General features: G+C 50.3%; 28 protein-coding genes. 2 read left to right on the plus strand and 26 right to left on the minus strand.

Annotated elements, in window-relative coordinates; all coding sequences use genetic code 11:
- From K325_RS0116325 to K325_RS18140, 17 genes are all read right to left on the minus strand, one after another.
- Window positions 1–1,281: transposase (locus tag K325_RS0116325; protein WP_029655330.1), on the minus strand; the 1,281-nt coding region annotated here is incomplete at its 3' end.
- 166 nt (window positions 1,282–1,447) lie between these two features.
- A complete protein-coding gene (locus K325_RS18135; RefSeq protein WP_156836618.1) occupies window positions 1,448–1,732 on the minus strand; it encodes a DUF7684 family protein in 285 nt (94 codons plus the stop codon).
- An 81-nt stretch (window positions 1,733–1,813) separates the two neighbouring features.
- Entirely contained in the window at window positions 1,814–2,137 is a 324-nt protein-coding gene (locus K325_RS18480; RefSeq protein WP_211218170.1) for a CPCC family cysteine-rich protein, read from the minus strand.
- 484 nt (window positions 2,138–2,621) lie between these two features.
- Window positions 2,622–3,026, minus strand: a complete 405-nt coding sequence (locus K325_RS0116335; RefSeq protein WP_029655331.1) for a DUF1801 domain-containing protein — start codon at window positions 3,024–3,026, stop codon at window positions 2,622–2,624.
- Window positions 3,027–3,112: 86 nt separating this feature from the next.
- Entirely contained in the window at window positions 3,113–4,246 is a 1,134-nt protein-coding gene (locus tag K325_RS0116340) for a hypothetical protein (protein ID WP_029655332.1), read from the minus strand.
- Window positions 4,247–4,294: 48 nt separating this feature from the next.
- Complete coding sequence (locus K325_RS0116345; protein WP_029655333.1) at window positions 4,295–5,152, minus strand: IS3 family transposase; 858 nt, start codon at window positions 5,150–5,152, stop codon at window positions 4,295–4,297.
- A complete protein-coding gene (locus K325_RS0116350; protein WP_029655334.1) occupies window positions 5,149–5,457 on the minus strand; it encodes a transposase in 309 nt (102 codons plus the stop codon). The genes K325_RS0116345 and K325_RS0116350 overlap by 4 nt, the downstream gene beginning before the upstream one ends.
- A 620-nt stretch (window positions 5,458–6,077) precedes the next feature.
- Window positions 6,078–6,623 carry a hypothetical protein gene (locus tag K325_RS0116355; protein ID WP_029655335.1) on the minus strand — a complete coding sequence of 182 codons (546 nt, stop codon included), beginning with the start codon at window positions 6,621–6,623 and terminating at the stop codon, window positions 6,078–6,080.
- Window positions 6,624–6,704: 81 nt separating this feature from the next.
- A complete protein-coding gene (locus K325_RS18940; RefSeq protein WP_029655336.1) occupies window positions 6,705–7,124 on the minus strand; it encodes a GFA family protein in 420 nt (139 codons plus the stop codon).
- Window positions 7,125–7,229: 105 nt separating this feature from the next.
- Window positions 7,230–7,628, minus strand: coding sequence for a GFA family protein (locus K325_RS0116365; RefSeq protein ID WP_029655337.1), 399 nt, complete (start codon window positions 7,626–7,628; stop codon window positions 7,230–7,232).
- Between the two features lie 589 nt (window positions 7,629–8,217).
- The gene (locus K325_RS0116370) at window positions 8,218–8,913 is read right to left on the minus strand and encodes a porin family protein (protein ID WP_029655338.1); all 696 of its coding nucleotides are present in this window, start codon (window positions 8,911–8,913) and stop codon (window positions 8,218–8,220) included.
- Between the two features lie 105 nt (window positions 8,914–9,018).
- Window positions 9,019–9,378, minus strand: coding sequence for a hypothetical protein (locus K325_RS0116375; RefSeq protein WP_029655339.1), 360 nt, complete (start codon window positions 9,376–9,378; stop codon window positions 9,019–9,021).
- A gap of 125 nt (window positions 9,379–9,503) precedes the next feature.
- Complete coding sequence (locus tag K325_RS0116380) at window positions 9,504–9,935, minus strand: acetyltransferase (protein ID WP_029655340.1); 432 nt, start codon at window positions 9,933–9,935, stop codon at window positions 9,504–9,506.
- Window positions 9,936–10,990: 1,055 nt separating this feature from the next.
- Window positions 10,991–11,578 (minus strand): hypothetical protein, encoded by a 588-nt coding sequence (locus tag K325_RS0116390; protein WP_029655342.1) that lies wholly within the window; start codon window positions 11,576–11,578, stop codon window positions 10,991–10,993.
- Window positions 11,579–11,696: 118 nt separating this feature from the next.
- Window positions 11,697–12,710, minus strand: coding sequence for a hypothetical protein (locus tag K325_RS0116395; protein ID WP_420835453.1), 1,014 nt, complete (start codon window positions 12,708–12,710; stop codon window positions 11,697–11,699).
- 104 nt (window positions 12,711–12,814) lie between these two features.
- The gene (locus tag K325_RS0116400) at window positions 12,815–13,132 is read right to left on the minus strand and encodes an antibiotic biosynthesis monooxygenase family protein (protein ID WP_029655344.1); all 318 of its coding nucleotides are present in this window, start codon (window positions 13,130–13,132) and stop codon (window positions 12,815–12,817) included.
- 125 nt (window positions 13,133–13,257) lie between these two features.
- Window positions 13,258–13,713, minus strand: coding sequence for a hypothetical protein (locus tag K325_RS18140; RefSeq protein WP_156836620.1), 456 nt, complete (start codon window positions 13,711–13,713; stop codon window positions 13,258–13,260).
- Between the two features lie 167 nt (window positions 13,714–13,880).
- Here K325_RS18140 and K325_RS0116410 point away from each other — a divergent pair, with 167 nt between their 5' ends.
- Window positions 13,881–14,924, plus strand: a complete 1,044-nt coding sequence (locus K325_RS0116410) for an IS110 family RNA-guided transposase (protein WP_029655346.1) — start codon at window positions 13,881–13,883, stop codon at window positions 14,922–14,924.
- A gap of 463 nt (window positions 14,925–15,387) precedes the next feature.
- On the opposite strand, the gene K325_RS0116415 is transcribed toward K325_RS0116410, so the two are convergent.
- The 8 genes from K325_RS0116415 to K325_RS0116445 all read right to left on the minus strand — a co-directional run bounded on the left by K325_RS0116415 (window position 15,388) and on the right by K325_RS0116445 (window position 22,042).
- A complete protein-coding gene (locus tag K325_RS0116415; protein WP_051146689.1) occupies window positions 15,388–15,858 on the minus strand; it encodes a GNAT family N-acetyltransferase in 471 nt (156 codons plus the stop codon).
- A gap of 72 nt (window positions 15,859–15,930) precedes the next feature.
- Window positions 15,931–16,809, minus strand: coding sequence for a hypothetical protein (locus tag K325_RS0116420; RefSeq protein ID WP_029655348.1), 879 nt, complete (start codon window positions 16,807–16,809; stop codon window positions 15,931–15,933).
- Window positions 16,810–16,908: 99 nt separating this feature from the next.
- The gene (locus tag K325_RS18305; RefSeq protein WP_169441823.1) at window positions 16,909–17,808 is read right to left on the minus strand and encodes a TIR domain-containing protein; all 900 of its coding nucleotides are present in this window, start codon (window positions 17,806–17,808) and stop codon (window positions 16,909–16,911) included.
- A 61-nt stretch (window positions 17,809–17,869) separates the two neighbouring features.
- Complete coding sequence (locus tag K325_RS0116430) at window positions 17,870–18,355, minus strand: GNAT family N-acetyltransferase (protein WP_051146691.1); 486 nt, start codon at window positions 18,353–18,355, stop codon at window positions 17,870–17,872.
- A 136-nt stretch (window positions 18,356–18,491) separates the two neighbouring features.
- Window positions 18,492–18,875 carry a Rap1a/Tai family immunity protein gene (locus K325_RS18625; protein ID WP_156836621.1) on the minus strand — a complete coding sequence of 128 codons (384 nt, stop codon included), beginning with the start codon at window positions 18,873–18,875 and terminating at the stop codon, window positions 18,492–18,494.
- A gap of 75 nt (window positions 18,876–18,950) precedes the next feature.
- Window positions 18,951–19,286 carry a hypothetical protein gene (locus K325_RS0116435; RefSeq protein ID WP_029655351.1) on the minus strand — a complete coding sequence of 112 codons (336 nt, stop codon included), beginning with the start codon at window positions 19,284–19,286 and terminating at the stop codon, window positions 18,951–18,953.
- A 1,256-nt stretch (window positions 19,287–20,542) separates the two neighbouring features.
- A complete protein-coding gene (locus tag K325_RS0116440) occupies window positions 20,543–21,043 on the minus strand; it encodes a pyridoxamine 5'-phosphate oxidase family protein (RefSeq protein WP_029655352.1) in 501 nt (166 codons plus the stop codon).
- Between the two features lie 534 nt (window positions 21,044–21,577).
- Complete coding sequence (locus tag K325_RS0116445; RefSeq protein WP_029655353.1) at window positions 21,578–22,042, minus strand: hypothetical protein; 465 nt, start codon at window positions 22,040–22,042, stop codon at window positions 21,578–21,580.
- A 368-nt stretch (window positions 22,043–22,410) separates the two neighbouring features.
- On the opposite strand from K325_RS0116445, the gene K325_RS0116450 reads away from it, so the two are divergent.
- Window positions 22,411–23,397: an integron integrase gene (locus tag K325_RS0116450; RefSeq protein WP_029655354.1), complete on the plus strand. Its 987-nt coding sequence runs from the start codon at window positions 22,411–22,413 to the stop codon at window positions 23,395–23,397.
- Here K325_RS0116450 and K325_RS0116455 read toward each other — a convergent pair.
- On the minus strand, window positions 23,394–23,729 hold the full coding sequence (locus tag K325_RS0116455; RefSeq protein ID WP_029655355.1) for a 4a-hydroxytetrahydrobiopterin dehydratase: 336 nt from the start codon (window positions 23,727–23,729) through the stop codon (window positions 23,394–23,396). The two genes, K325_RS0116450 and K325_RS0116455, sit on opposite strands and share 4 nt — an antisense overlap.
- Window positions 23,730–23,832: the final 103 nt, after the last annotated feature.

Raw genomic sequence — 23,832 nt, forward strand, 5'->3', positions numbered from 1 at the left:
GTCTGGATTGTGCATGCACAGGTGCTTCTTCGGGCAGTGACGGCATTGCAGCAAACGACCCTGGAAGTAAGCTCGGCCCTGGCCGTTTTGGTCTGCCCGGGTGCCTTCGAATTTCAGGCTTTGGCCCGCTGGGCAGATACAGGTCAGTTTCACCGGATCGAACTGGAATTCACTGGCCGGAATGATCTCTTTCCAGCCCGTGCTGGTCTGGCTCTGATGGCGTTTGCCATACTTGTCTTTCTGGTTCTGGAACTTCGGGTCACGGCTGCGGAATTTGTTGTCCGGCACATAGCCATTAATCTGCCGTTCGTGCAGGTATTTCATGTTGGCTTCGTTGGCGAAGCCGGTGTCGGCCGTAACGATGGTACCTTGCTGGTAGATGTTGTCGGAGATACCCAGCTTCTTAAAGCGGGCTTCCACGTTCTCCAGCACCGGTTGCAGGGTGTGGTGTTCCTGGCCTTCGCCGAAGGCCTGGGCATCGATGATGATCTGATGTTTTTTGTCCACCGTGGCCACGCCGTTATAGCCTTGGATCGTGCCCTTGCTGGTGGTCATCTTGGCGCTTTCGTTATCGGTGATGTTGCTCTTCACTTCCTTGTTCCGTTTCCCCCGGCCCATCCTTGGGCGGTTCGTCTTTAGGAAGCGGTCGACTTTTTTTGCGGCCTCATCCAGGGACAAGATGGTTTTGGCTCGTCGGATATCCCGGTCCAGTTCGGCTTCGGTCTCCGCCTCGTCCCGTTCGTAATGAGCCTTGAGGTGATAGCGAACCAGGCGTCGCAGCTTGGCGCGCTTCTCTTCCAGTTCCTTGAAGGTACCGGACCATTCTTTGGCGGCGTTCGAGGACATCTTGCAGCCGTCGATGGCGAAGAGTTCGTTGCCCAAGAGGCCCTGCTCATGACACACCAGCAACACTTGCTCGAACAACTCTTCGATCTCATCCGAGTGACTACTGACGAACTTGGCCAAGGTGGTGAAGTGCGGAACCGTATCGCAGGACAGAGCCTTGAAGATGATGTTGGTCTCGCAGCACCACTGCATCTCTCGGCTGGAGGTGATGCCCTTGGAGTAAGCAAACAGGATGATCTTGAGCAGAATGGCCGGATCGTAGGCCTGCCGACCGGTGTCTTCGTTGCGGTACTTGGGGTGAAAGACCGACAGGTCCAGCTTATGCTCGATCAGATAGTGGACCGCGTGTTCAAAGGTGCCAGGCTGGAGCTGTTCCTGGTAGTTAATCACGACCATGGCATCCTGGTCGTAGTTATAATGCTTGAAGCGGGGCATCTGACCACTCCTTGTCCGTTTGCCTGATCCTATCAAAACTCCGAAAGATTTCGGGGTTTTTCTACAGCCTCAACGCCAAAATTCAGCGGCGGCCTTTACGTAGCGAAGCGAAGAAAAGGCCGTCCGGTGGAGGGCCTTCAGGCCCGGAACGAACTGGAATGACTTGTTAAATGCGTACAACGTGCACTCCCGAACTACCTGAGATGGCGAACATTTTTGCAAACTCAATTACTTCGTTCTCAGTTTCGCCCGGATGACTCGTTGTCGTGATATATCGTGGGTCACTGCCATCGCCGACGGCGACCTCATCCATGGCTTCTTCCCAGAGCTCGCAATCCACACCTACCACGCAAAACAGCTCGTACCCCTCATCCAGAACGGAGCGCAAAAGGTCATCATGTTCCTGGTGATAACCAGTGTCGGATACGAGTACGAGCTTTCTATTCTTCATGGCATTTAACGCTTGCAGCATGCGCGCCCAAGGAATGGAGCCGAAGGCGCAATGTAATGGGCGTCGCTGTGCCTGCATTGGTTATGCATCTTTCACATTCCCCCGAGGGTCAACGACGAAATTTACTTTGTCACGTTTCAGATGGCCGCTCTTGGTAGGGCGTTCAAGCAACTGCCAACTTTCATCTTTTAGGTAATCTTCACTTTCGGGTACTTCGGCTAAAAATGCATGCTGCGCCTCTCGCAAACTTGTGCCATTTGCACCGCCCACGTAGTCTGGATCTGAGCTCTGTACACCGTCATCTTCCCATCCGCATAACTCACAAATTTCGTAAGTGCCTCCAGACGGCTCCTCCAGAGTTTTGTAACCACAGCACCTGCACGTGTATTTCAATTGACCATCCATAGCGCATAACGCGAAGGTAACCGGCGCCGGAGCGCAGCGGAGGGAACCAAAAGCGATACGCTTTTGGCGTCCGGTTGACCGCCTGGTTAGTGGCCGGTCACCACCAAGGTCTCCCTCGGCACCCAACGCTGAATGCCCTCTCCCGAACAGCTTGCACCACCTCAACGGATGGCGAAAGGAACCAGAGCGCAAACCGCACCAACCCGCTTACCATTTGAACTGGACAGCCCCGAGACTGGGGCTCGCCGTGAATAACTATGCTGCGGGTGATGTTGGCAACCAACCCCGACAGCCACTTTTCCGGCCTTGGCCATCACCAACACAGGCGGCGTTGCAGCCAAGCCCGATGCCAAGGCCTTTGCACTGAGCCCGCCAAAAATGGAGACGGCCTGGGCCATTAACGCCCGCCATAAACGGCGCGAGTAACGAGCGTCCGGCGACCGCTGGGAGCGAATTTAATGGCTTTGTTACGTGGTGCTAGACCCTATGCTCCAAGCAGCGGTAGATGCTTCACGCTATGGTACTTCAAAGCCAACTGAATGCAGTGACTTAAAGGCCCACTCCCAACAGGAGTATTTAAAGGTATAACTATTGCCCTTTTCCCCTCAAACGCGAATTCTTCGGCGTATATCTCCCGAAAGGTTTCAACCAAGGTAGTCTGGCAATGAAAAAACACCTTTATAACGCCCGGATCTTTAGGCTTCCAGTCCATACGAATTGTGCTGCCACCACTAACAAGATAGCTGGCTTCGCCCCATTTAAGAGTTTCTTCTACCGCACCCAGTTCATTTTCCTTGGCCACCGAAAAGATGAGGCTACGAACGGCTTCCAGCTGCCTCTGGGCCTCTAACGGGTAGCTTGAAAATTTAGATTGAATTTCAGTCTGCACACAGCCTCCCTGACTTTGACACGTAACGCTGCGCTCACCGGTAAATTTGGAGCGAAGCGAGAAATTTATCCGTGTGAAGCGCTTTGTTAACCATTATCAATGCCTAAGACATCAAATAAAAAGGATTCTAGATTTTTGTTATAGCCATGGTATGGATCTCTAGATTTTTCTGGATCTAGACTTAGAAGCTGAACGCTAAGTATCGCTATATCTGCAAAATCTTGCATGATTTTCTCTGGATCTGGGTCACCATGCAGCGCGCTATTCATAGCTTCTATCAAGCGATCAGTCTCTTTGCCCAGTCTCAACAAATCATCACTATTTGTGACTGAGGCATCAATAAAGGCTATCAGTCTATTTTTGTACTCGGATTTACCAACCTTTCTTCCTTTAAATAGGTCTTTTTGTGGTGGAAAAAGAACGTTAGCCATTTTCTCAAAAAACCTACGTCCGGATAATCCCACATGAGCATAATCTTCTTCATTTACAGCTCTGTTAGCTGCACGAACAGCTGCGCCCAGTGTATCGAATAATTTGGGATTCAAATCTTCAAGGAGCATTGCCAGCTCTGAAGCTTCGTTCTCTTCCTCCTGAAGGTACGGGGATATGGCTTTCTTAAATTCAAATACTTGCTTGAAATGCTCTGGAGTATCGAAATCGTCGAATATAGTTTGTCTAGCCCCGTTATCTTCCCATTCGACCTCTTTAAACCCAAGGCTTTTTAAAGCATCGATTTCTGAGTGATCTTTTCCATCTTCTTCGTTCATCGTATAGAAGATTTTTGTAGAGTCGCCGAGCAGTCTATATTGAGAACCTATAAGATTTCGGTAGAACACCAAATGGAGAGGGAATGCTAACTCGACACCATGCATTCCTAGATAGGCACTATTAGTTTTCAAGGCTTCATGAAGTCGATTTGCAATAGAAGTGGTGATATTCTCAATTACCCACACAAATATTGTTTTCTGAAAATAGGTGTCACGAATTCTTTTCACATCTAATTTTTGAAATTTATGTGAAAAGTAAATTTTCTCTGAAAGCTCAACATAATGAGGCTTGTCATTAGCTTTTGAGAATGTCAGCACGTCACCTATGTACACTTTCATGTGGCGACCGCTTTCTTGCAGAACATTGGTTCCTAGTATTTCGTTCCGAATGGGTACTCCATAAAACCCATTGTATTTGGGATCATCTGAATCGAACAAGAATGCTACGTGCACAAAACTTTCCTTGTATGGTGGTCCTACCCACGAAAAATAGACACCCGGTTACGCGCATTTGCGCTCGTATTCCACCGGGCTGAGATAGCCCAAAGCGGAGTGTCTTCTCTTCCGGTTATAAAACACTTCGATGTACTCGAAGATAGCGGATTTGGCCGCAGTGATCGAATCGAAACACTCGGCGTAGATCAGCTCCACCTTCAGCCGACTGAAAAACGATTCCATCGGCGCGTTATCCCAACAGTTCCCCTTGCGGCTCATGCTCGGCACACAGTCCTTTGAGCGCAGGTAATCCTGGTAGCCGGTGGCGCGGTACTGCACTCCCCGATCCGAATGCACAATCAGCCCTGGAGTCACCTCTCGGCGGCCATAGGCCATGCTCAGGGCATCGGTGATCAACGTTTCGGTCATACTCATGTCCAGTGACCACCCGACGATGTAGCGAGAGTGCAGGTCCATCACGGTGGCCAGATACAGCCAGCGGTCTTTCACCCAGATATAGGTGATGTCGGTGGTCCACTTCTGGTTCGGCCGCTCAGCGGCGAACTGACGCCACAACAGGTTGTCTGCGACGTTGGTCATTGCCTCTGATGCGCCGCTGTATTTGAACGCCTTGCCATTACGCGCACGAATAGCCTTTTCGCGCATGATCCCAGCCACATAGTTCACCGAACAGGGTGTGCCACTTGCGGTTAACTCCTTGGCGATGCGTAGGGCACCGTATCGCGCCTTGAAGCTCTCGTAGGTCTCCATAATGGCCGCCTCCGTTTCAGCCCGGCGTTGCTCCCGGAGACTGACCGGCCGCTGTTTCCAGCGATAATAGCCACTGGCTGACACGCCCATCACCCGACACATCAGGCGCACTGCGTAGCACTGACAGAATTGCTCAATCAGCGCGTACTTCACTCTTGGGACTTCGCGAAGTACGCAGACACCTTTTTTAAAAATTCGTTTTCCTTCTTCAGGGTGTCGTTCTCACGCCGGAGTTTGCGCATGGCTTCGCTCTCGGCTTTGGAATAATCGACCCCGTCAACACTGTTGAACTGCTTGTCAGACAGGCGAGTGAACTGGCGCCGCCAGTTGTAGATCTGACCCGGATGGATGCCCAACTCACGGGCAACCGACGCAGCGGTATTACCAGGTTGATCGGATCTGCGAACGGCTTCCCGACGGAACTCTTCGGTATAGGCCTGGGTCTTCTTGCGGCTCATGGAGCACCTCCGTGCTAGGGGCTACCCTAACTATAGAAGGTGTCTACTGTTCGTGGGTAACTCGGCAACTTAACGCTTGCAGCATGCGCGCCTACGGAATGGAGCCGAAGGCGCAATGTAGGAGGCGTCGCCGTGCCTGCACTGGTTAGTTTTATTTCCCATGCCTCGGCATAACCTCAATGCTGCCCCACTGAAACTGCTTGTAGATTGTATAGGGTAGAACCAATGTATCTGCGACTGCACACGCCATCGAGTCAAGCACGTACCCACCAATTTCGAATGAATTATAGATGGATCCGTTCGACCGTGATGCAAACAGAGCAAAGCATGCGTTGTGTGCCAATCCGCTGTAGACACGAGGCAACGAGCTGCAATTTGTTTTGCTGTTCCAGTAGCCATCCGATATCGCGCCATTTTCTGTGACACTGACGGTCTTAGTGGTAGCGCACCCACTGCATGCTAAGACCAGCAGGATGATTACCGCTTTAACTTCCTTGATCAAAGGGGCCCCCTCCCTAGGTTGAGCCTGCGGCGTTGTAAAACCTAACGCTTTTGTTTAGCGGCGCCCCGATAGGGGCGTCCGGCGGAGGCCAGCGGCCGGAGCGTACTACAACAACTGGTTATGGTTCGTCCGCCCCCACCAAGCCTTCTACCATGTTGTCATGCTGAATATCTTTTACCTGCATACCGAAAAAAGCCGCCAGAGGCGCGACAACGATCAGAAGAGCCAAAGCTTGGGTGCCTTCCAAAAACCCCATTAAGATGATCGAAGTAAGAGCAATCACGGCCATGGCGTAGGCAAGCACCTTCATAAGAATCTTATTAACCTTACGCACCCATGCTTTCTCAAACATACCGTTGTATCTGAATCGCCCGTCTACGTGAGTTACTACTCCTGGCGTTTTTCTGAGTGCGTACACAATCTTGGAGCTCCTACTATCACCACAGATTGCCTCAATATCTTCAAAATTCATTCTCAATCCGTGTAGCAGATAAAATAGCTCCCCAGCTGAGTGCCTCTTGTTCTGCGCAATAGAGTCATCCAACTGAAGCAACAGATCAGCCCTAGCTTTCTTGCTCTGTGATATTTTGAATTGATAGACAGCTACAGCTCCCATAATTGAAGCAATACCTGCCAACACATTGAAGATGTTGAAACTTTCCAAATCTACTCCTTTATACCATAACGCTTTTGTTTAGCGGCGCCCCGACAGGGGCGTCCGGTGTAGGCCGTCGGCCGAAACGAACTACAACAACTTGTTAAGTGAGTCCAAGCTCGCAGGCCCACCATCAAGGCGAACACACTCGGTAGATGCTTGCTCCCAAGTGGCAGCGGATTTCGTATGGAGATGGACGGAAACCTTCGATGCGACCGGTTCATCAAGCAAACCGGCAGGAATCCAAACCATTCCGCTGTCTCTCAGGCTGTTGGGAACCGGACTCCCGCACTCTGAACAAAAATCGCTTCGGAAACCGCTGGGCTTTTTGTAAGACTTGATACCACTTTCACCTGACACCCAACGAAAGGCGGTGCCCTGCACAAAAGTCGCGGCATTAGCTGCCGCTCCAGTGGCTTTGCGGCACAACGTACAGTGACATTGATAGAGGTTGCGAATCTCCTCTTCAATTTCGAACCTCACGTTTCCGCAGAGACATTCACCTTTCATCGATCATTCCTTTGACACTTAACGCCGCCAGCATGCGCGGCTTTGTAGTGGAGGCGAAGCCGTAACGAAAAAGGCGTCGCCGTGCCTGGCCTTGTTATCACTGCCTCAGGCGTTCTCGGCAAACTGAGGCAAATCATCCGTAATCTCGAACCATGGCGCTTTGCTGCCTACGAATACATGGCGGTCCGCGCGTACGCCTGGATCAGTATCGAGCGTGCCCAATGGCATAGCATAGATTTCCGGTTTCAAATCAAACTTTGTGTAAATGCTTGAACCGCAGTTTGCGCAAAAGACCTTGAACTCTCCCGGCGAAGACTCGTAAGTTTTGAGCAAATCTTCACCTCTGACCGTCCGCCAGTCATCCACTCGGACCTTTGCACAGGTTCGGAATGCAGCTGCATGAAGCTTTCGGCACATAGAGCAGTGGCAGTTGTAAACGTCGCTAAGATTGCCAGCGACCTCGTATTGGACGCCGCCGCAAAGGCAGCTACCGGATTGAATCATTGACTCACCTCCCTGTGTGATAACGCCAATATTCAGCGGCGGCCTTTACGTAGCGAAGCGGAGAAAAGGCCGTCCGGTGGAGGCCCATTAGGGCCGTAACGAACTGGAATGGCTGGTTAGTTTTATTTCCCATGCCTCGGCATAACCTCAATGCTGCCCCACTGAAACTGCTTGTAAATTGTATAGGGTAGAACCAATGTATCTGCGACTGCACACGCCATCGAGTCAAGCACGTACCCGCCAATTTCGAATGAATTATAGATGGATCCGTTCGACCGTGATGCAAACAGAGCAAAGCATGCGTTGTGTGCCAATCCGCTGTAGACACGAGGCAACGAGCTGCAATTTGTTTTGCTGTTCCAGTAGCCATCCGATATCGCGCCATTTTCTGTGACACTGACTGTCTTAGTGGTAGCGCACCCACTGCATGCTAAGACCAGCAGGATGATTACCGCTTTAACTTCCTTGATCAAAGGGGCCCCTCCCTAGGTTGAGCCTGCGGCGTTGTAAAACCTAACGCAATGCGCAGCGGCCGGTTTGTGGAGCAGCAGCGGAACAAACCGGTCCAACTGACGCTACTGGTTATAAATCACCGAAACTCGCGGTCACGCACTTTTAGTGAAACCGTATTGCCAAAAAAATAGGCAAGTTTTAAAGATACCGTGTCATCACCTGGAGAGCGGGAGTAACTGAAACCCAAACTTGCGCTGTTATCAAGCCACGGGGGCTGGTACTCAATACTAGCGCCATATAGGTCGGCTGCGTCCATTCCTGATCCAGAGAGACCCATTCTTGTATTCTCAGAAAGGTAGCCCGCAATGCTGACAGTCCAGAGGTCGAAATTTTCTGTGTCGCCGGATCTATATGCTTGCCGAGAAACGCCTATATTAAATTCATTGATGTAGTATTGAGCGAAAGCTGAGTAAGCGTTTTGATTCAAGGAGTCGTTTTTAATAGGTACATCAAATCGACTGTGGGTTCGGGAATATCCTGCTCCCAATTTTCCTATATCAAAGCTGCGAACGAAAAGATCAATGCCTGCCGTCACTCGTTCTGAATCGACACGTGCTCCTTCACCATCGCTATACCCAAGTACAGCGGAAACGTCGGATGCTAAATAGTCGCCTAACTCAAACCTATAGCTCCCGTTCGCATCAAAAGCCTTGGAGCTATCGCTGTCACTGTAGCCAATTCCGGCTTCGAAATTAGAATCGCGAACACCTCCGACGTCACTGCCGTTTGCCAGGGCCGGCACAAGACAGAACAAAAATAACGACTTCCTCAATTTAAACTCCTTTTTGATTTATAACGCCGCAATAACCGAGCGGAGCATTGCGTGGTAAAGTGAGCGAAGCGAACCACGCAATGCGGAGTCCGGTTGATTGCTTTGTTAAATTTCATACGCCTGCAACTTTAGTTCGGTTTCTGATAGCACTAACGGAAAATTAGCCTTTGACTGTAAATAATCGTTTAACTCCGATATAGGCTGCTCAACTTTTGGTAATGGACGCTTTGGATCTTGGTGCAGACTGTCGCAATATTTTGATATGGAAACATACTCAATTATTTTATATTCGAGTGGCAGCCACCGGCCATCGGAAAAACGCTCCTCTAGCAGGTCATTCTCTTCAGGCAGACCAATCTTTTCAAAAATACGGTCATCGTCAATAAACTTCCAGTTTGACCTAATTATGTTGTAGTCGCTATTGCCCACGAAAGTAAAGAACTTACGCCACTTCGCATTACTCATGTTGCATGCGCTGATTCGGTCAATCCTTCTTTGAAGCCTATCTCGCATCTCGATTACTCAAAAATTTAACGCTATCCATCAGCCGCACCGCTTTGCAGTGTCGGCTGAATGGACTTGTTAAATTTTTATAGCACCATATGCAGCAACGGATAAGGCTTACCCTGCCCATCTATTGGTGATCGACCTGTCACTTTAAAGCCAATATGCTGGTAAAAACCTAGCGCCTGTTCATTCTGCTCGTTTACATCAACCTTTGATGCTCCCTGCTCTTTGATAGCATGGGCCGCTAACATGGCACCAATGCCTTTGCCACGTGCATCAGGTGAGATGAACAACATCTCAATATTACCGTCATGTACTCCGCAGAATCCCTGAATTTCACCGTTATCGTTTTTAACGCACCTTAAATCAACTGAGTCAAAATACTGTTCCAGAATTAACGGCTTTAACTCCTGTAGATCATCTTCAGACAGAAAATCATGCGTTGCTCTGACCGACGCTTCCCAGACTTCTATCAGCTGAAGGTGATCTGCTTTTTCTACGATCTCAATATTCATCACTAAACCCGATTGAAAATTTAACGCCAGCTAGCATGCGCGCCTGCGGAATGGAGGCGAAGCCGCAATGTAGTAGGCGTCGCGTGACTGGCCTTGTTATAACTCATGGTAATCAAGCCGAACTCTCAACAACTCGCTCACTCTTTGTAAATCGGTGAGTATCTGAATGGACCCTTGGAGTTTCCCTTGATGCTGTGATGTCTCTTTGACCATCTCATATGAGATGCCGTTTAGGATTCGACAACTTTCGATTATCGACGTTTGACTTGGCAAGCCGAGCACTTTGGCGAAAGCCGAGTAAAAAGGGATAGACTGGCTTTTCGATAAAATTGTCGAGATCAAAACCTTGAGTTCATTCTGGAGCTCAAGTGACGCGTTGGCTTTTGTGATTTTGGCTCTGTACCTCAGGCAAAATGCGGATAAATTACCTAGGCTTTCCTTAAAGGAGACTATCGGCTCAAGCACCAGCTTCAGAATAAACTGACCCAAGACGAAAACTGAAACACCGATCAGTATTGTGAAGAAAACTGAGTCTTGCAACGAACTCTCCTTGAGTTATAACGCTGAGCCCAGCGGCGGCCCGACAGGGGCGTCCGGCGGCCATCGGCCGCGTACTGCGGCGACTGGTTAGTGCGAGGTTTTGATAAGGCCTAATCCCTGGCACTGACCGTGACGGCCTACTGAGCGAAAATACACCGACACAAGCCGATGCACCTTGATATAAAACACCGCAAAACAAAGCGGCGAATGAACCAGAACTCAGCGGACAAAAATCCCGGATGAGTTCTCGGCGGACGGCCCCACAACGGAAATACCACCCGATACTACCAACGCCCGCATTCGCTGGGGCTGCCAAATACGAGACGACCTTTAACGGCCTTGGTGCTTAGCCAACCGCGCGGGCCTGGCACCCACTTACGCCACCAAGGCCTCGGCACAACGCAACCCCAAAATGACCGAGGCCCCGGCAATAACGCCAGCCAGCATGCGCGGTTTTGTAGTGGAGGCGAAGCCGCAACGAAAAAGACGTCGCCGTGCCTGGCCTTGTTAAAAAATCAGCGGCTACCGTTGTAGGCTACCGGTTCTTTATTGAGACCAATATCGGCCCTCATGGCATTGGTCAAACGCAGCGCAGAATTCCTGACTGTTTCCCAATTAGTTTGTTTACCGTCATAAATTAGGGCTAGCAAGAGGTCAACGAACGCATCGTTTGCATCCATCACAGACTGTGGCGCCAACATCGCAAGGTATCCGTAGATGCGCAGCCTGTCGTTTTCGAATACCTCTTTTTCTTCAGTAGACAGCTCGCCCCTCTCTCCGATAACTAAAAGCTCGATTTTTGCCAGAATGGGAACGATCGTATCGAGTGCAGCGCGATATATCGCGAGCTTATCGTTGTGTTCACGCAAATGGGTCTGCTTGAATATTTCAAATTCACTCGACATTTCAGTCAACTGCTTATCGTTCTGAGCTTTTAAAGAAGCTCGTAAAGCTTCTAAATCCCGCTCGTGCTTGTGGCGCTCGTTGTCCATCAGTCTGGTGGCCCAAACCTTTCCGAGCCAACTGGAAAGCCCAACAACGATCACACCTGCGCCACCAAGTGAGCCCAGAATTGCAGCTGATATTCCGAGGTACTGCTCCATTATTTCCTCTGATTTTTAACGCCCGGCACACCGGCCCAGATGCGGCGTGCCCATATGTGGTAAAAGCGCAGCGACCACATATTGGTGCGCCGTAGCTGGGTCCGCGTGCTGCCGATTGTTAAGAGGCATTTGTACGCTCCGCTTCCGCCAATTTTTTCAATGCAAAATTGCCCCTTTCAGACACAGGTTGACACTTATCCGAAGCGAACTTGACAGCAAATTCCATCGCTAGAGGGCCGAGATTGTCGAGTTCTCGTATCACGATCTCTGCCGAAACTCGTCTAACGATAGATGAGCGATCATCAGAGGATTTTCTAAGCAAGTTTAGCAGGTCGATATTGGTGACCAATTTTCTCTCAGCAACGATAGGCTTCAGCCTGCCTTCACAATATCGCTTATCGGTCCACTCCCACTTTCGACCTTCCATCCAAACAATACGGCCTTCAAACAAGCTACGATATGCTTTCGCTCGAACCGATGGCTGTACCGCAAGACTCGCGATCTTTTCAATGTTTCCGTCAAGAATCGGTGTACGACCAAGCTGTGAAAAAAGTGATGGCATAGGCCCAGAAGCCGAAGAAACTAGCTTATGAAGAAGCGAATCTGCTATTTTCTTTTCACATATTATTTGAAATAGAACTTCTTTATCCTTTTGCTCAATTCGCCCCCACGAGTTCCAACTGGAAAGCGCAATACATAGCGCTTCAACTACGAATTTAGGATCTGTCGTTTTTGCCACCTCAAGAAGCTTTTCTCTTGCTGCTTCCCGGACCTGCGGAACCCAATCATTAAGTCTTCTAACTGCAAGCGAAAAGAAGAATGTATTCGGCGCAGCCTCTGATAGAGCTCGAAGAGATTTCTCCCTCCTGTAACCATCCCAGCTAATAAGGTCGAGCCAAGTCATCATGTCCTTGGGTTTTGACCATACTTTCCAACTTGGAGGCGCGGACTCTCTCAGTGCTGAAGCGAACTCAGATCGTATAAAACGCTCCCAATAATCAAAACTACAAAGAGGCAGCTTATTCGTCACTTCGATTAAAGCAGACATATCAGCTACGACCTTACTCCCCGAATTTATCGAGTTAGCGAAGTCTCTTACTGCTGATGCTACTTTTTCGTCAATATTCTTCAACTGTGGCACCTGCTATTCGAGCCTCTTAACGCCAATGATAAGCGGCGCCCGACTAGGGCGTCCGGTGGACGGCCGCCAGGCCGGGAACGTACTTAATTGAATGGTTAAATGCCGTACTCACGCTCCACCTTCCCAATGCGAACCCGAAAGCTGGAGTACCATTTTTGGTGACCAAGTCTCTGAGCGTCTCGGTGCTCTGCGTTCTCTTTCCAATTGGTGATGGACTCCAGGCTCTCCCAGTAGGAAACAGTGATACCTAAATCCTCGCGCACCGACTCCATACCCAAGAAGCCCGGTTGGCTTGCAGCCAACTCGACCATGCGGTCTGCCATTGCCCCGTAGCCATTGTCGCCCTCGGTGCGATGGCTACTAAAAATGACCGCGTAATACGGCGGCTCAGGAGTTTTGGCTATCTCTGACATAGATCCCTCTAGCATTTAACGCCAATGTTCAGCGGCGGCCTTTGCGTAGCGAAGCGGAGAAAAGGCCGTCCGGTGGAGGCCCATTGGGGCCGTAACGAACTGCAACTAATTGTTATACATTCACTTTATTTGAACGTACAGCGATTTGGTAATTCATTTTTAATAGAGCCAGGGATGTCACTGTCAAAAACCAAGTAACCATTTCCTTTGGAAAAAACTTCAATTTTAATGTTTTTTCTACCGCCACCGATGTAGTACTCCCCCCAACTTGGCCATTTCTTGAAAACACGCCCTGTAAAGTATAATTTTTCTTCTTCTCCAAGAATTTCCATTGGGCTAGTAATTTTTTCTGACAATAAGAAACCATTGATACCATTTTCAACCAAGAAAGGAGTATCAGCGCTGTCATCATTGACACCGCCTATAGACCAAACATATGCTCGACTGTTATGCAATTCTTTAAAAAAATTCTTCACTTCTTGGTTGAAAGCTGGAAAGCAGTCTGCTTCTATTTCTTGGTCACTCAACATCGCAGAACAGCCTGCTAAAAATAATAGAGGTAGAACACTATATAGTTTCACCTTAAAGCCATCCCTGGATATCGCCCGGCTCACGCGCCGGTTTGGAGCCGCAAAGCGGCGGAAAATCGGTCGCCGTGCAGCCGATTGATACTGATTGAGCCTTCTCCCCAGCCCAGCGGTTGCCCGCTAAGCTGGAAGGCGACCAAGCACTACAAGGGAGAAGACTCATGAATTTTTACCATAGCACCCACCGCCATTATTGTGGAATCGATCTGCACGCCCGTAGCCTTTATGTCTGCATCCTCGACCAACAGGGCGAAGTGCTGCTACACAAGGAAATCAAGGCCCATCCGGAGCCCTTACTGGCCCTGCTCGAACCCTTTCGCGATGACCTCGTGGTGGGTGTTGAATGCATGCACTGCTGGTACTGGATCTCCGATCTGTGTGAAGAACACGGCATCAACTTTATCCTCGGGCATGCGCTGTACATGAAGGCCATCCACGGAGGCAAAACCAAGAACGACCGCATCGATTCATTCAAGATCGCCATGCTCATGCGCGGTGGCAATTTCCCATTGGCCTACGTCTATCCCAAGGAAATGCGGGCCACCCGCGACTTGCTGCGCCGACGCACCCGCATCGTCCAGCACGGGGCCATGCTCAAGGCCCACGCGGTGAACACTCTGGGCCAGTACAATCTTCCGCCCAGCAAAGCCAACCTCAATAACCCTAGCGGCCGGTCACAACTCACTGCTGCTTTTAGCGATCCAGACGTTCAACGCAACATTGATCTGGACCTGACCATCGTCGACTGTTATCAGCACGAACTCAAAAAGCTCGAATGGCATCTGGAACAACAAGCCAAACAGCATGACGCAGCGTCACTCCACGTACTCAAAACTATTCCCGGAGTGGGGCGCATTCTGGCGCTGACCATTCTGTACGAAATCGGTGACATTCAGCGGTTTGAGTCGGTTCAGAAGTTCGCTTCCTACGCTCGATTGGTGAAGTGCAAAGCCGAATCCGCTGGCAAGGTCTACGGCACCCAGGGCAACAAAATCGGCAACGCCCATCTGAAGTGGGCGTTCTCAGAAGCCGCCGTGCTGTTTATCCGCAACAACGACAGAGCCAAGCGCTACGTTGAAAAACTCCAGAAGCGGATGAACAAACCCAAGGCCCTCTCCGCCCTGGCGCACAAGCTGGGCCGGGCGGTGTACTTCATGCTCAAAGACAAAAGGGTGTTCGATGAACAACGGTTCCTGAAAGGTTAGTCACGCCATGGGCTGAGCAAGACGTCTAACTGGATCAGAAAGGATGACACCGAAGACTGCAAGTCCGCTGACTGGTACCCGATACCGAAGCGGTTTTCTGTCACCGTTGTTGAAGCCAGAGCGACTTGATTAGCCAGCCCGTGGGCGTGCCTTAATACCATGAGCCAGTGCGCTTACACCGGTCCTGAGCCTGAAACTAACTGGAGCCATGCAGCCCGTCGTTTGAATAGCGCCAGTGACCGGTTAACCGATGAATGTCTGGTGCCCCTGACCCACCGAAGGAACGACCGGTCAGGCTGTGGTCCAAAGCCGCGTAAGAGAGCCCCTATATGTGTTTGCTGTAAGTGCCTGACAGCTCGACGAGACTAGCGAAGAAGGCGTTCTCGCTCATGGGTTTAGGTTGGCCGCTGGCGCGGCCCAAAAAATGACTATTGCCTATTGATTCCGAGAAGGCTCATATGTGTTAGGAGATTTTATACTCCATGAATACGGCTTCCGGGTGTGGGTTGAATCGGTAAGGCTCAATTTCCTTAAAGCCGTAATCGCTGTAAAGCCGCAATGCCTTATCAAGCTCACGAATACTGTCTAGCCGCACCGACCCATAACCCAATTCCTTTGCTCGGCCAAGGAACGCTTCGGTCAGTGCCTTGCCCACACCCATGCCATGGTAGTCCGGAAGAACATACATCCGCTTCATCTCAGCAACGCCCGGCTCAAACTCTCTAAGACCGACGGCACCAACATGAATATCCCTCAGCTTGGCGAGCAAGAGTGCACCGTTGGGTGGACCGTACATCGTTGGCAGCGAAGCCAACTCGCTGGAAAAACCTTGGAACTCTAAATCCAGCCCCAGAAACTCAGCATACGCACAAATCAACCGGCCACCTGCATCAAACTGCTCAGTGGTCTCGGCCACCTCAATGTTTATAGACATCCCTATCTCCTAACGCCTGGGCTAAGCCGCCGGTTGGAGCGCCAGCGCAAACCGGTCGGCTTGAGCCCTTGGTTATCTGAAAATTTTTGCACCGAACCTCTGATAATCGTGCATTAAAGCTTTGAACTGCTTTGAATTTGCAGCTTTTTCCGGATGCTCTGCAATAAAATCTTCGAATTTTTTGAGATCTTTTTCAGGTATTTGCCGGTGCGCCAAAATCATTTCTTCGGCCTTTTCAAAAACATAACTATGAAAGCCGTCAGGCCAACGGTATGACCTAGGGATGAGCTTTCCTTCTTTGAGTGCGATTCTGCTGGCCCTCAACTTATTCAATTGTTTGGCCTTCACGACACCGAGAATGATAAAGGATGGGATTTTTGTATAAATGTACAAGTCGGTTGAATTACCAACGATATCCATCGCCATTCCCCTAAGGAAGTAACGATTGATTCCTGTAGGCAATTCATTGCTGTCCGTCGACTCTATTTCTTGGAGATGGAAAACATGCTGTTCGTATTGTTCTAGATTTTCGGTTTTCCCGAGAATAAATCTTCTCAGGTGGTCTTGGGCCGCGTCTAGTTGCTCGTAATACTCAACCGGTTTGTCTCGATCAGGGTTCTTATGGCGAATTAAGGTCAATGTCCGCCACGAGAGTGACGCGCAAAACTTCGCAAACCATGGGCCGTAAGAGGCGGTTGAATGTCCCTGATCCGCAAAGGGATAGAATATTTTATTGGCGAACTCCCTTTCCCAATTTGATAGAAGTCCTTCGCACTGCCCACATAGCCAATATTCCTTGGCTGTATCCTGTGCTCTTTTTTCTAGTTCATTGTGTTCTCTGAAATAACCGGTAATCGAAGTCTTTTTGAGCCATTTCCCAACAAACTTAGGAATGAAATGGCTCTCCTTCAATTTTTCCTGTTGCCCACATAGTCTGCACGTACCGATCATTCAGAACACTCACAGATAACGCCATTGTTTAGCGGCGCCCTGACAGGGGCGTCCGGTGGAGGCCGCAGGCCGGAACGAACTACAACAACTTGTTAGGGATCAATCGTATGACTCCGAGCCTTCTTGCAGCATCTCAATTGATGATTCCATAAACCATTCTGAATCTCCCCAGCCTCCGAGATTGCACCTGAAGGCCTTTGCCTTATAACCGTTATCCAACAACCACTGAACAAAGCTCTGCCCACGAGGTGTCAGAACGACTTGAAAGCTGAGATTCTGAGAAACGATGTCAGCTTCGAGTAATTTTTCGCACAGATCATTGACAGAAAACCGACCGTTGCCGATATGGCGGTTCGGAAACTCTATTGCGTACCAGTGCCTACCCATACGCAAGGAATGCCCTTTTTCTCGAATTAGAAACTTTCCAGACAGAGCTAACTGAATCAGGAAGTTGTCCGCGATAATGCCTAAAAGATCAGCGATGATCCGAAACTGAGTATGTTCATCGATCAGTCCGACTTGGCCTACCTTTGTTCTTATCCCAAGCTCTATGGCTTTTTTCTCGATCTGCGTTGATGCAGCACCGAGGGCGGCAGACAAGTTTCCGTCGGAATGTGGTTGATAAGTAGCGGGGGTAATTCCAGCCAGATCAGATGGCAGCTTCAGGCCAGCGGTTCGGTCGTAAACCAAGAAGCTTCGCTCGCGACCCAAAGTACCAATGCACATTCCAAGTTCAAGCAACACGTTATCTCTTGGGGCGGCTTGCTCACGATCACGCGAGACAATGAGATCATCGGGAGTTACAACTAGAATTGCGAAGTCGACTTGATCGAGTTTCTTGGACAAATCTTCGAGCGTACCCCCTCCCAGCCCGAACACTCCTTGATGCCAAATTGTCACTTCACAAGCGTGGTCCAAGTTGACCTGAAGGGCTTTCGCACAGGGCAACCCCTCGACCGACGAGCCAATAAAAATTGAAAGACGGTCAGATCTACTCATATTGATACCTAACGCTGAGCGAAGCGGCGGCCCGTCAGGGACGTCCGACTTACGCGGCTTGTTAAGCATTGCTCTCCAAAACATGGTTCTGAAGATCAAATGCATAGAATTTAGTGTCGGGCGTTGGGTTGAAAAAATATGGCTCAATTTCCCGGAAGCCCATTAGCTCGTACAGTTCTTGAGCTTTTTTCGTGGGAGGCACAGCATCTAGGACAACTCGGGTATAACCCAAACCTTTCAACTTAACCAATAAGTTGTCCATTAGCCGGCGCCCAAGCCCGTTACCCTGATATTGGCGCCGAACGTACAGGCGCTTCACCTCTGCGGTGTGCTCATCCAACTGCCGAAACCCAACCCCACCGGCCACCCGAGATTGCACAATGGCAAATGTATATTGGCCGTTTGGAAGCGAGAATAATGACTCGAGTGAAGCCATCTCTCCCTCAAAATCCTGATAAGAAAGATCGATACTCAGCCAATTCGCATACTCGAGAATGAGCGCTCTCAACTCTTCACTATCCGAGGGAAAGATCACATCCCTGATCATGACCATCTATTCCTTGTTTTCGATTACTGCTTAACGCCAGCGCACAACGGCACCCTTGGAATGGAGGCGCAAGCCGCAATGGAAAGGGTGTCCGGCGGCCATCGGCCGCGAATTGCTGCGCCTTGTTAAAAGCTTGTTACTTGCAAGGAAAAGCTTCACTGAATGCATTAATTGTGAGAATCACCCTGACTAAATGTAAATCGGCAGGATGACTATTTAGATAATGTACTAATACCCGAACTTTTTGCACAAGTGGAACGTTATCAGGGATACAAAAGAACCCCTCATTTTTTCCACCAGAAACAACTGCGTGGACAGTATTTAGATCGGATACTCCTGTGACATACCCGACACACGCTGCTCCAGCAAAACCGTCTGAAGCATCACCTTTTCCTTCCAACAGTTGAAGGTACTTTGAGCAACTACTCAAAAGAGCATTTCCATCTTCAAGAGCGCTACTGGCTTTAGCCGGTGCACAGAATGCGACAGTCAATATCAAAAACACCAGAAATCGATGCATTATTTTCCCTTTTAACGCCAGTGGTAATGGGCGCCAACGGAGCGGAGCGTAGTTGGCGTCCCGTTGACCACCTTGTTATGCCTCAGTCCGAATAAATTTTTCATAGCACTCGCAGCAGAGCCAAGTGCGACCTTCTATGGTATAGCCTTCACCAGACTCAGGATCATCTGCCTCGTGCAATGACCACCAACATATTTCGCAATGGTCGTGATTCCAACCATCCTCAACAAGCTTTGTATATTCAGGACGATAGCTTTGGCCGACGTACTCTGACGTTTTACCTTTGGATACGAGAGCGGCTCTTGGCAGCCACTTCCGCTTTACCCATACCTGCGCCCGAGCCCATTCTATTTGCTCGCCAATATCAGAGATTTTCCACTCATCACCATGGATGGATACATACTCTTCCATGTTTTCACCGGGCATAACGCCGAAGCACAGCGGCGACCTTGGAGTGACGACGAAGGAGCCACGTAAAGGGCGTCCGGCGGCCACCCGGCCGCGTACTGCTGCGCCTGGTTATGTGTTTAGTACTCTGTGTTAATAGTGACCACCACATTGGATGGTATGCTGAGTGAAGCCTTATAGCGTGACCGCTCCCACTCCGTTGGGATACAAGCCTCAGGATCGGATAGCTCTATCACGATGGGAAGCGCCTGATTTCTCAGAGAAACTATATTTCTGTTCGCGCCACCAAACTCTCCCCAAAAGACGACCATTCCCCCAGAAGAGGTCCGGCACTTCAACCAACAGGTTTCCTTCTCAGCAGACGAGCTATCTTCCACAATTTCAGTCAGCACTAATTCCATTTGGGCTCACCTATACATAACGCCAACAGCAGGGGCGCGACGAAAGGAGCGTCCCTTGCCTGTACTTGTTATGTATTTTGAAATTGCCGCCGCGATTCGCGACGGAATCGGTGAATACGAATTCGCCTTTTTAGACTTTGGTGATCGTAGTACATATTAGTTAACGGCACTCCATAACCAATTACCACTGTTGCTATTTTGACGTATGGCCAGGTGGTATTGGCAAAGAATAGGTCTATACCCCAAATTAACAACCAAACTACGCTGACTAATATTGCCAAGACAGTGAACAGGTTTTTCAACAACGTGGCTTTCCAGATTGCACCTGATCGGATCGAATCCTGAAATAGTCTACGCAGCAACTTGGTCATGGCTTCCTATGCATAACGCTGAGCCCAGCGGCGGCCCGATAGGGGCGTCCGGCGGCCACCGGCCGCGTACTGCGGCGACTGGTTAGTGCGAGGCTTTGAGAACGCCAAATCCCTGGCACTGACCATGACGGCCTACTGAGCAAAACACACCGACATACGCCGATGCACCTTGATAAAAAACACCGCAAAACAAAGCGGCCAATGAACCAGAACTCAGCGCCCAAAATCCCGGATGAGTTCCCGGCGGACGGCCCCACAACGGAAATACCATCCAATACTACCAACGCCCGCATTCGCTGGGGCTGCCAAATACGAGGCCACCTTTAACGGCCTTGGTGCTTAGCCAACCGCGCGGGCCTGGCACCCACTTACGCCACCAAGGCCTGGGCACAACGCAACCCCAAAATGACCGAGGCCCCGGCAATAACGCCGGTGGTAATGGGCGCCAACGGAGCGCAGCGTAGTTGGCGTCCCGTTGACCACTTGGTTATGCATGTTCCGGCCACATCCCATCCATCATCACTGGGTAGGTGATTGGCTTGTAGTGGGTAAATTCAATGTCTCGAACGTGGGTGAAGTCACTCCAGAGCAACCTCGCCCCTTTCATCCACTGTGATGGCTTAACCCGTTTTTCTATCTTCTCAATTTCTTCGGGCGTGGCTTCACGCATTCGTCCGACCTTGCCGTAAAGTCTCACGCCCGGCGGAGCAACGAAACGGCCTTTGAGCAGAGACCTTAGCCAAAAGAATCGACCGGCGTTGACTGCCATAATGCAAACATTCGGGTTCTGATCGATGTTTTTACCCAAAGCCTCGGCGTAGTGATCAAAAAAGTACCCGCTTTGATCATTACGAAGGAAAACAGTGCCAACTGGCGTGATGTGGGGTGTGCCGTCGGGGTTAACCGTTGCGATCGAGCAGTAAACCGTCGAAGCCTGACCTTGCTCTAAAACTGACTTTACCTTCTTCCAATCATCCTTGATGTTCATAGTTTCTCCATTTGTGCATAACGCTGAGCCCAGCGGCGGCCCGATAGGGGCGTCCGGCGGCCATCGGCCGCGTACTGCGGCGACTGGTTAGTGCGAGGTTTTGAGAACGCCAAATCCCTGGCACTGACCGTGACGGCCTACTGAGCAAAATACACCGACATACGCCGATGCACCTTGATAAAAACCACCGCAAAACGCAGCGGCGAATGAACCAGAACTCAGCGGCAAAATATCCCGAATGAGTTCCCGGCGGACGGTCCCATAACGGGGAAACCCACCAATACTACCAGCGCCAGCATTCGCTAGGGCTTCCAAATGCGAGGCAACCTTTAACGGCCTTGGTGCTTAGCCAACCGCGCGGGCCTGGCACCCACTTACGCCACCAAGGCCTGGGCACAACGCAACCCCAAAATGACCGAGGCCCCGGCAATAACGCAAAGCTTAGCGGCGCCCTTGTAATGGAGGCGAAGCCGCAATGAAAAGGGCGTCCGGCGGCCGCAGGCCGCGTACTACAGCGACTTGTTACATGTTGGGCTACAAAATACCAACAGCGCCGGCAATGCACCCGAAAATAAAACTGAAAAATGACAGATAGCCAAATACATACGGAACTTTCGAGTTACCGACCTTTTCTTCGTCGGCTTTAAGCAATTGCTGCCAATCAATACCGTCCTCGTAGTATGAATTGACAAGCCTTTTGTAATTTTCAAATAGCCCTTCGTGGTGGTGGACTATGTAGACGCGATAAAAACCTACGAATAAGAGTCCTGTGAAAAAGCAAATCAAGGCAACCTTCGCGGACCAAGGCGCGACTCCGTTCTGTGCGACAGAGCCAAGATACGCCAGTACCGCGACTGCACCGCCCGCATTAGTAGTGAAAAGGTAGCGTATCGCGGAGTCACCAGATTCTTTCGATAGGTGGTATAACTGAGACCAGCGACCTTCTATATGCTGACCTCTAATCCTCCGTAGCTGTCTCTCTGCTTCTTCCGGTGTCATGTCAACTCTTCACATGTAACAGCTAATTATACGAACGCGTTCGTATAACACCCATTCGTATAATTCCAAAAAATCCAACCCGGAAACTCATTAATTTAAACCAAAAATCAATAAGTTAACAAAACCACCACGGCTACCGCCGGAGTTATACGCCCTTGTTTGAGCTACTCCTGCCCGAAAACCCGGGCGTATAACTCCGCCCGGCTCTTTATCCCTTTTCAAACTTATCAGAACGTTAGCAATATTTCCGCCTGGTTTCCCGGAGTTTTGCGAACGCGTTCGTATAACTCCGCTTCCGCATGAAGAATTGACAACCACAAAAATCAGAATACTGTATACTTATACAGCCGCCAAAAAGGAGTCAGGATATGGATATCCGCAGCCCTATTTCCCCGCAATCCACACGTTTTCTTGACCAGCTCAAGAACTTCATCCGGTTACGAGGTCTCGCTTACAAAACTGAGAAAACCTATGTTTTCTGGATCAAGCGGTTTATCCGTTTTCACGGTCGAAAACATCCAAAATCCATGGGTACACCGGAAGTAGAAGCGTTTTTATCGCACCTGGTTTTGCAGGCCAATGTCAGTGTGGGTACGCAACGAGTGGCGCTAAACTCGCTGATTTTTCTGTATCGGGAGTTTCTTGGCACACCACTGGAGAACCTCGAATACGAAGCTGCCAGAAAGCCCAAGCGGCTTCCGGTGGTGTTCAGTCCAGACGAAGCCAAGCGAGTGCTTGAGAACATGAATGGCGAGTACCAACTGGTGGCCATGCTGCTTTACGGCGCGGGCCTCAGAATCAGCGAGGCGCTGCGATTGCGGGTCAAGGATATTGATTTCGCGATGCAGCAGCTGATTGTCCGCGAAGGCAAAGGCGGTAAAGACAGAATCACTCTGCTGCCGGATCGTCTGATAGAGCGTTTGCAAAGCCAGATTCAAACCACCCTTCTGCAACATCAGGTGGATTTGGCCAAAGGCCTCGGGTCGGTGTATATGCCAGCTGCCCTGGACAAGAAATACCCCAGTGCCAGCCAGGAGCCGGATTGGCAGTATATATTCCCAGCCCCGGACCTTTCGATTGATCCCCGCTCGGGTATACGAAGGCGACATCACCTGATGGATAGAACGGTTCAAAAGCACATTAAGGTCGCTGTTCGCGCGGCAGGTATTCAGAAACCTGCAGGTAGCCACACCTTCCGGCACAGTTTTGCCACCAGGCTTCTGGAAGCGGGCTACGATTTGCGCACCATTCAGAAATTACTCGGGCACTCAGATGTTCGTACCACCGAGATCTACACACATGTGGTTCGCAAAGGCGGCTTTGGGGTTCGCAGCCCGGTTGACGAAGCGTTTTAGTAAAGCTCGTCGGTTCTGGCCGCCATGATGAAATCGTTTTTGTGCAAACCACCAATCTTATGGGTCCACCAACGCACCGTGGCTTTGCCCCATTCCAGCAAAATGGCCGGATGATGCCCTTCAGCCTCAGCCAGGTCAGCGACTTTGTTCGTGAACGCCTGGGCCTGTACAAAATTTTTGAAAGTAAAGACCCGCTGCAGTTGCTCTTCACCATCCCGGACAACCAATTGCCAGTCAGGCACCTCCGGCATTAACTGTTGCTTTTCAGGCTCCGTGAGTTTCGGAGCCTCTGCACTGCAGGCGCGGCAGCGCTGCTGGCCAAGTTCCGACATAGCATCCTCCACATTTTGCGGGCCTCCTCCCATCCTGGGCGCCTGACGGCGGTTTATCAACCTGAAGTTGAAATCGTCACCTTTTCAGAATACTGTATACATA

The sequence above is a fragment of the Marinobacter daepoensis DSM 16072 genome (genome assembly GCF_000421165.1).
GTDB lineage: Bacteria > Pseudomonadota > Gammaproteobacteria > Pseudomonadales > Oleiphilaceae > Marinobacter > Marinobacter daepoensis.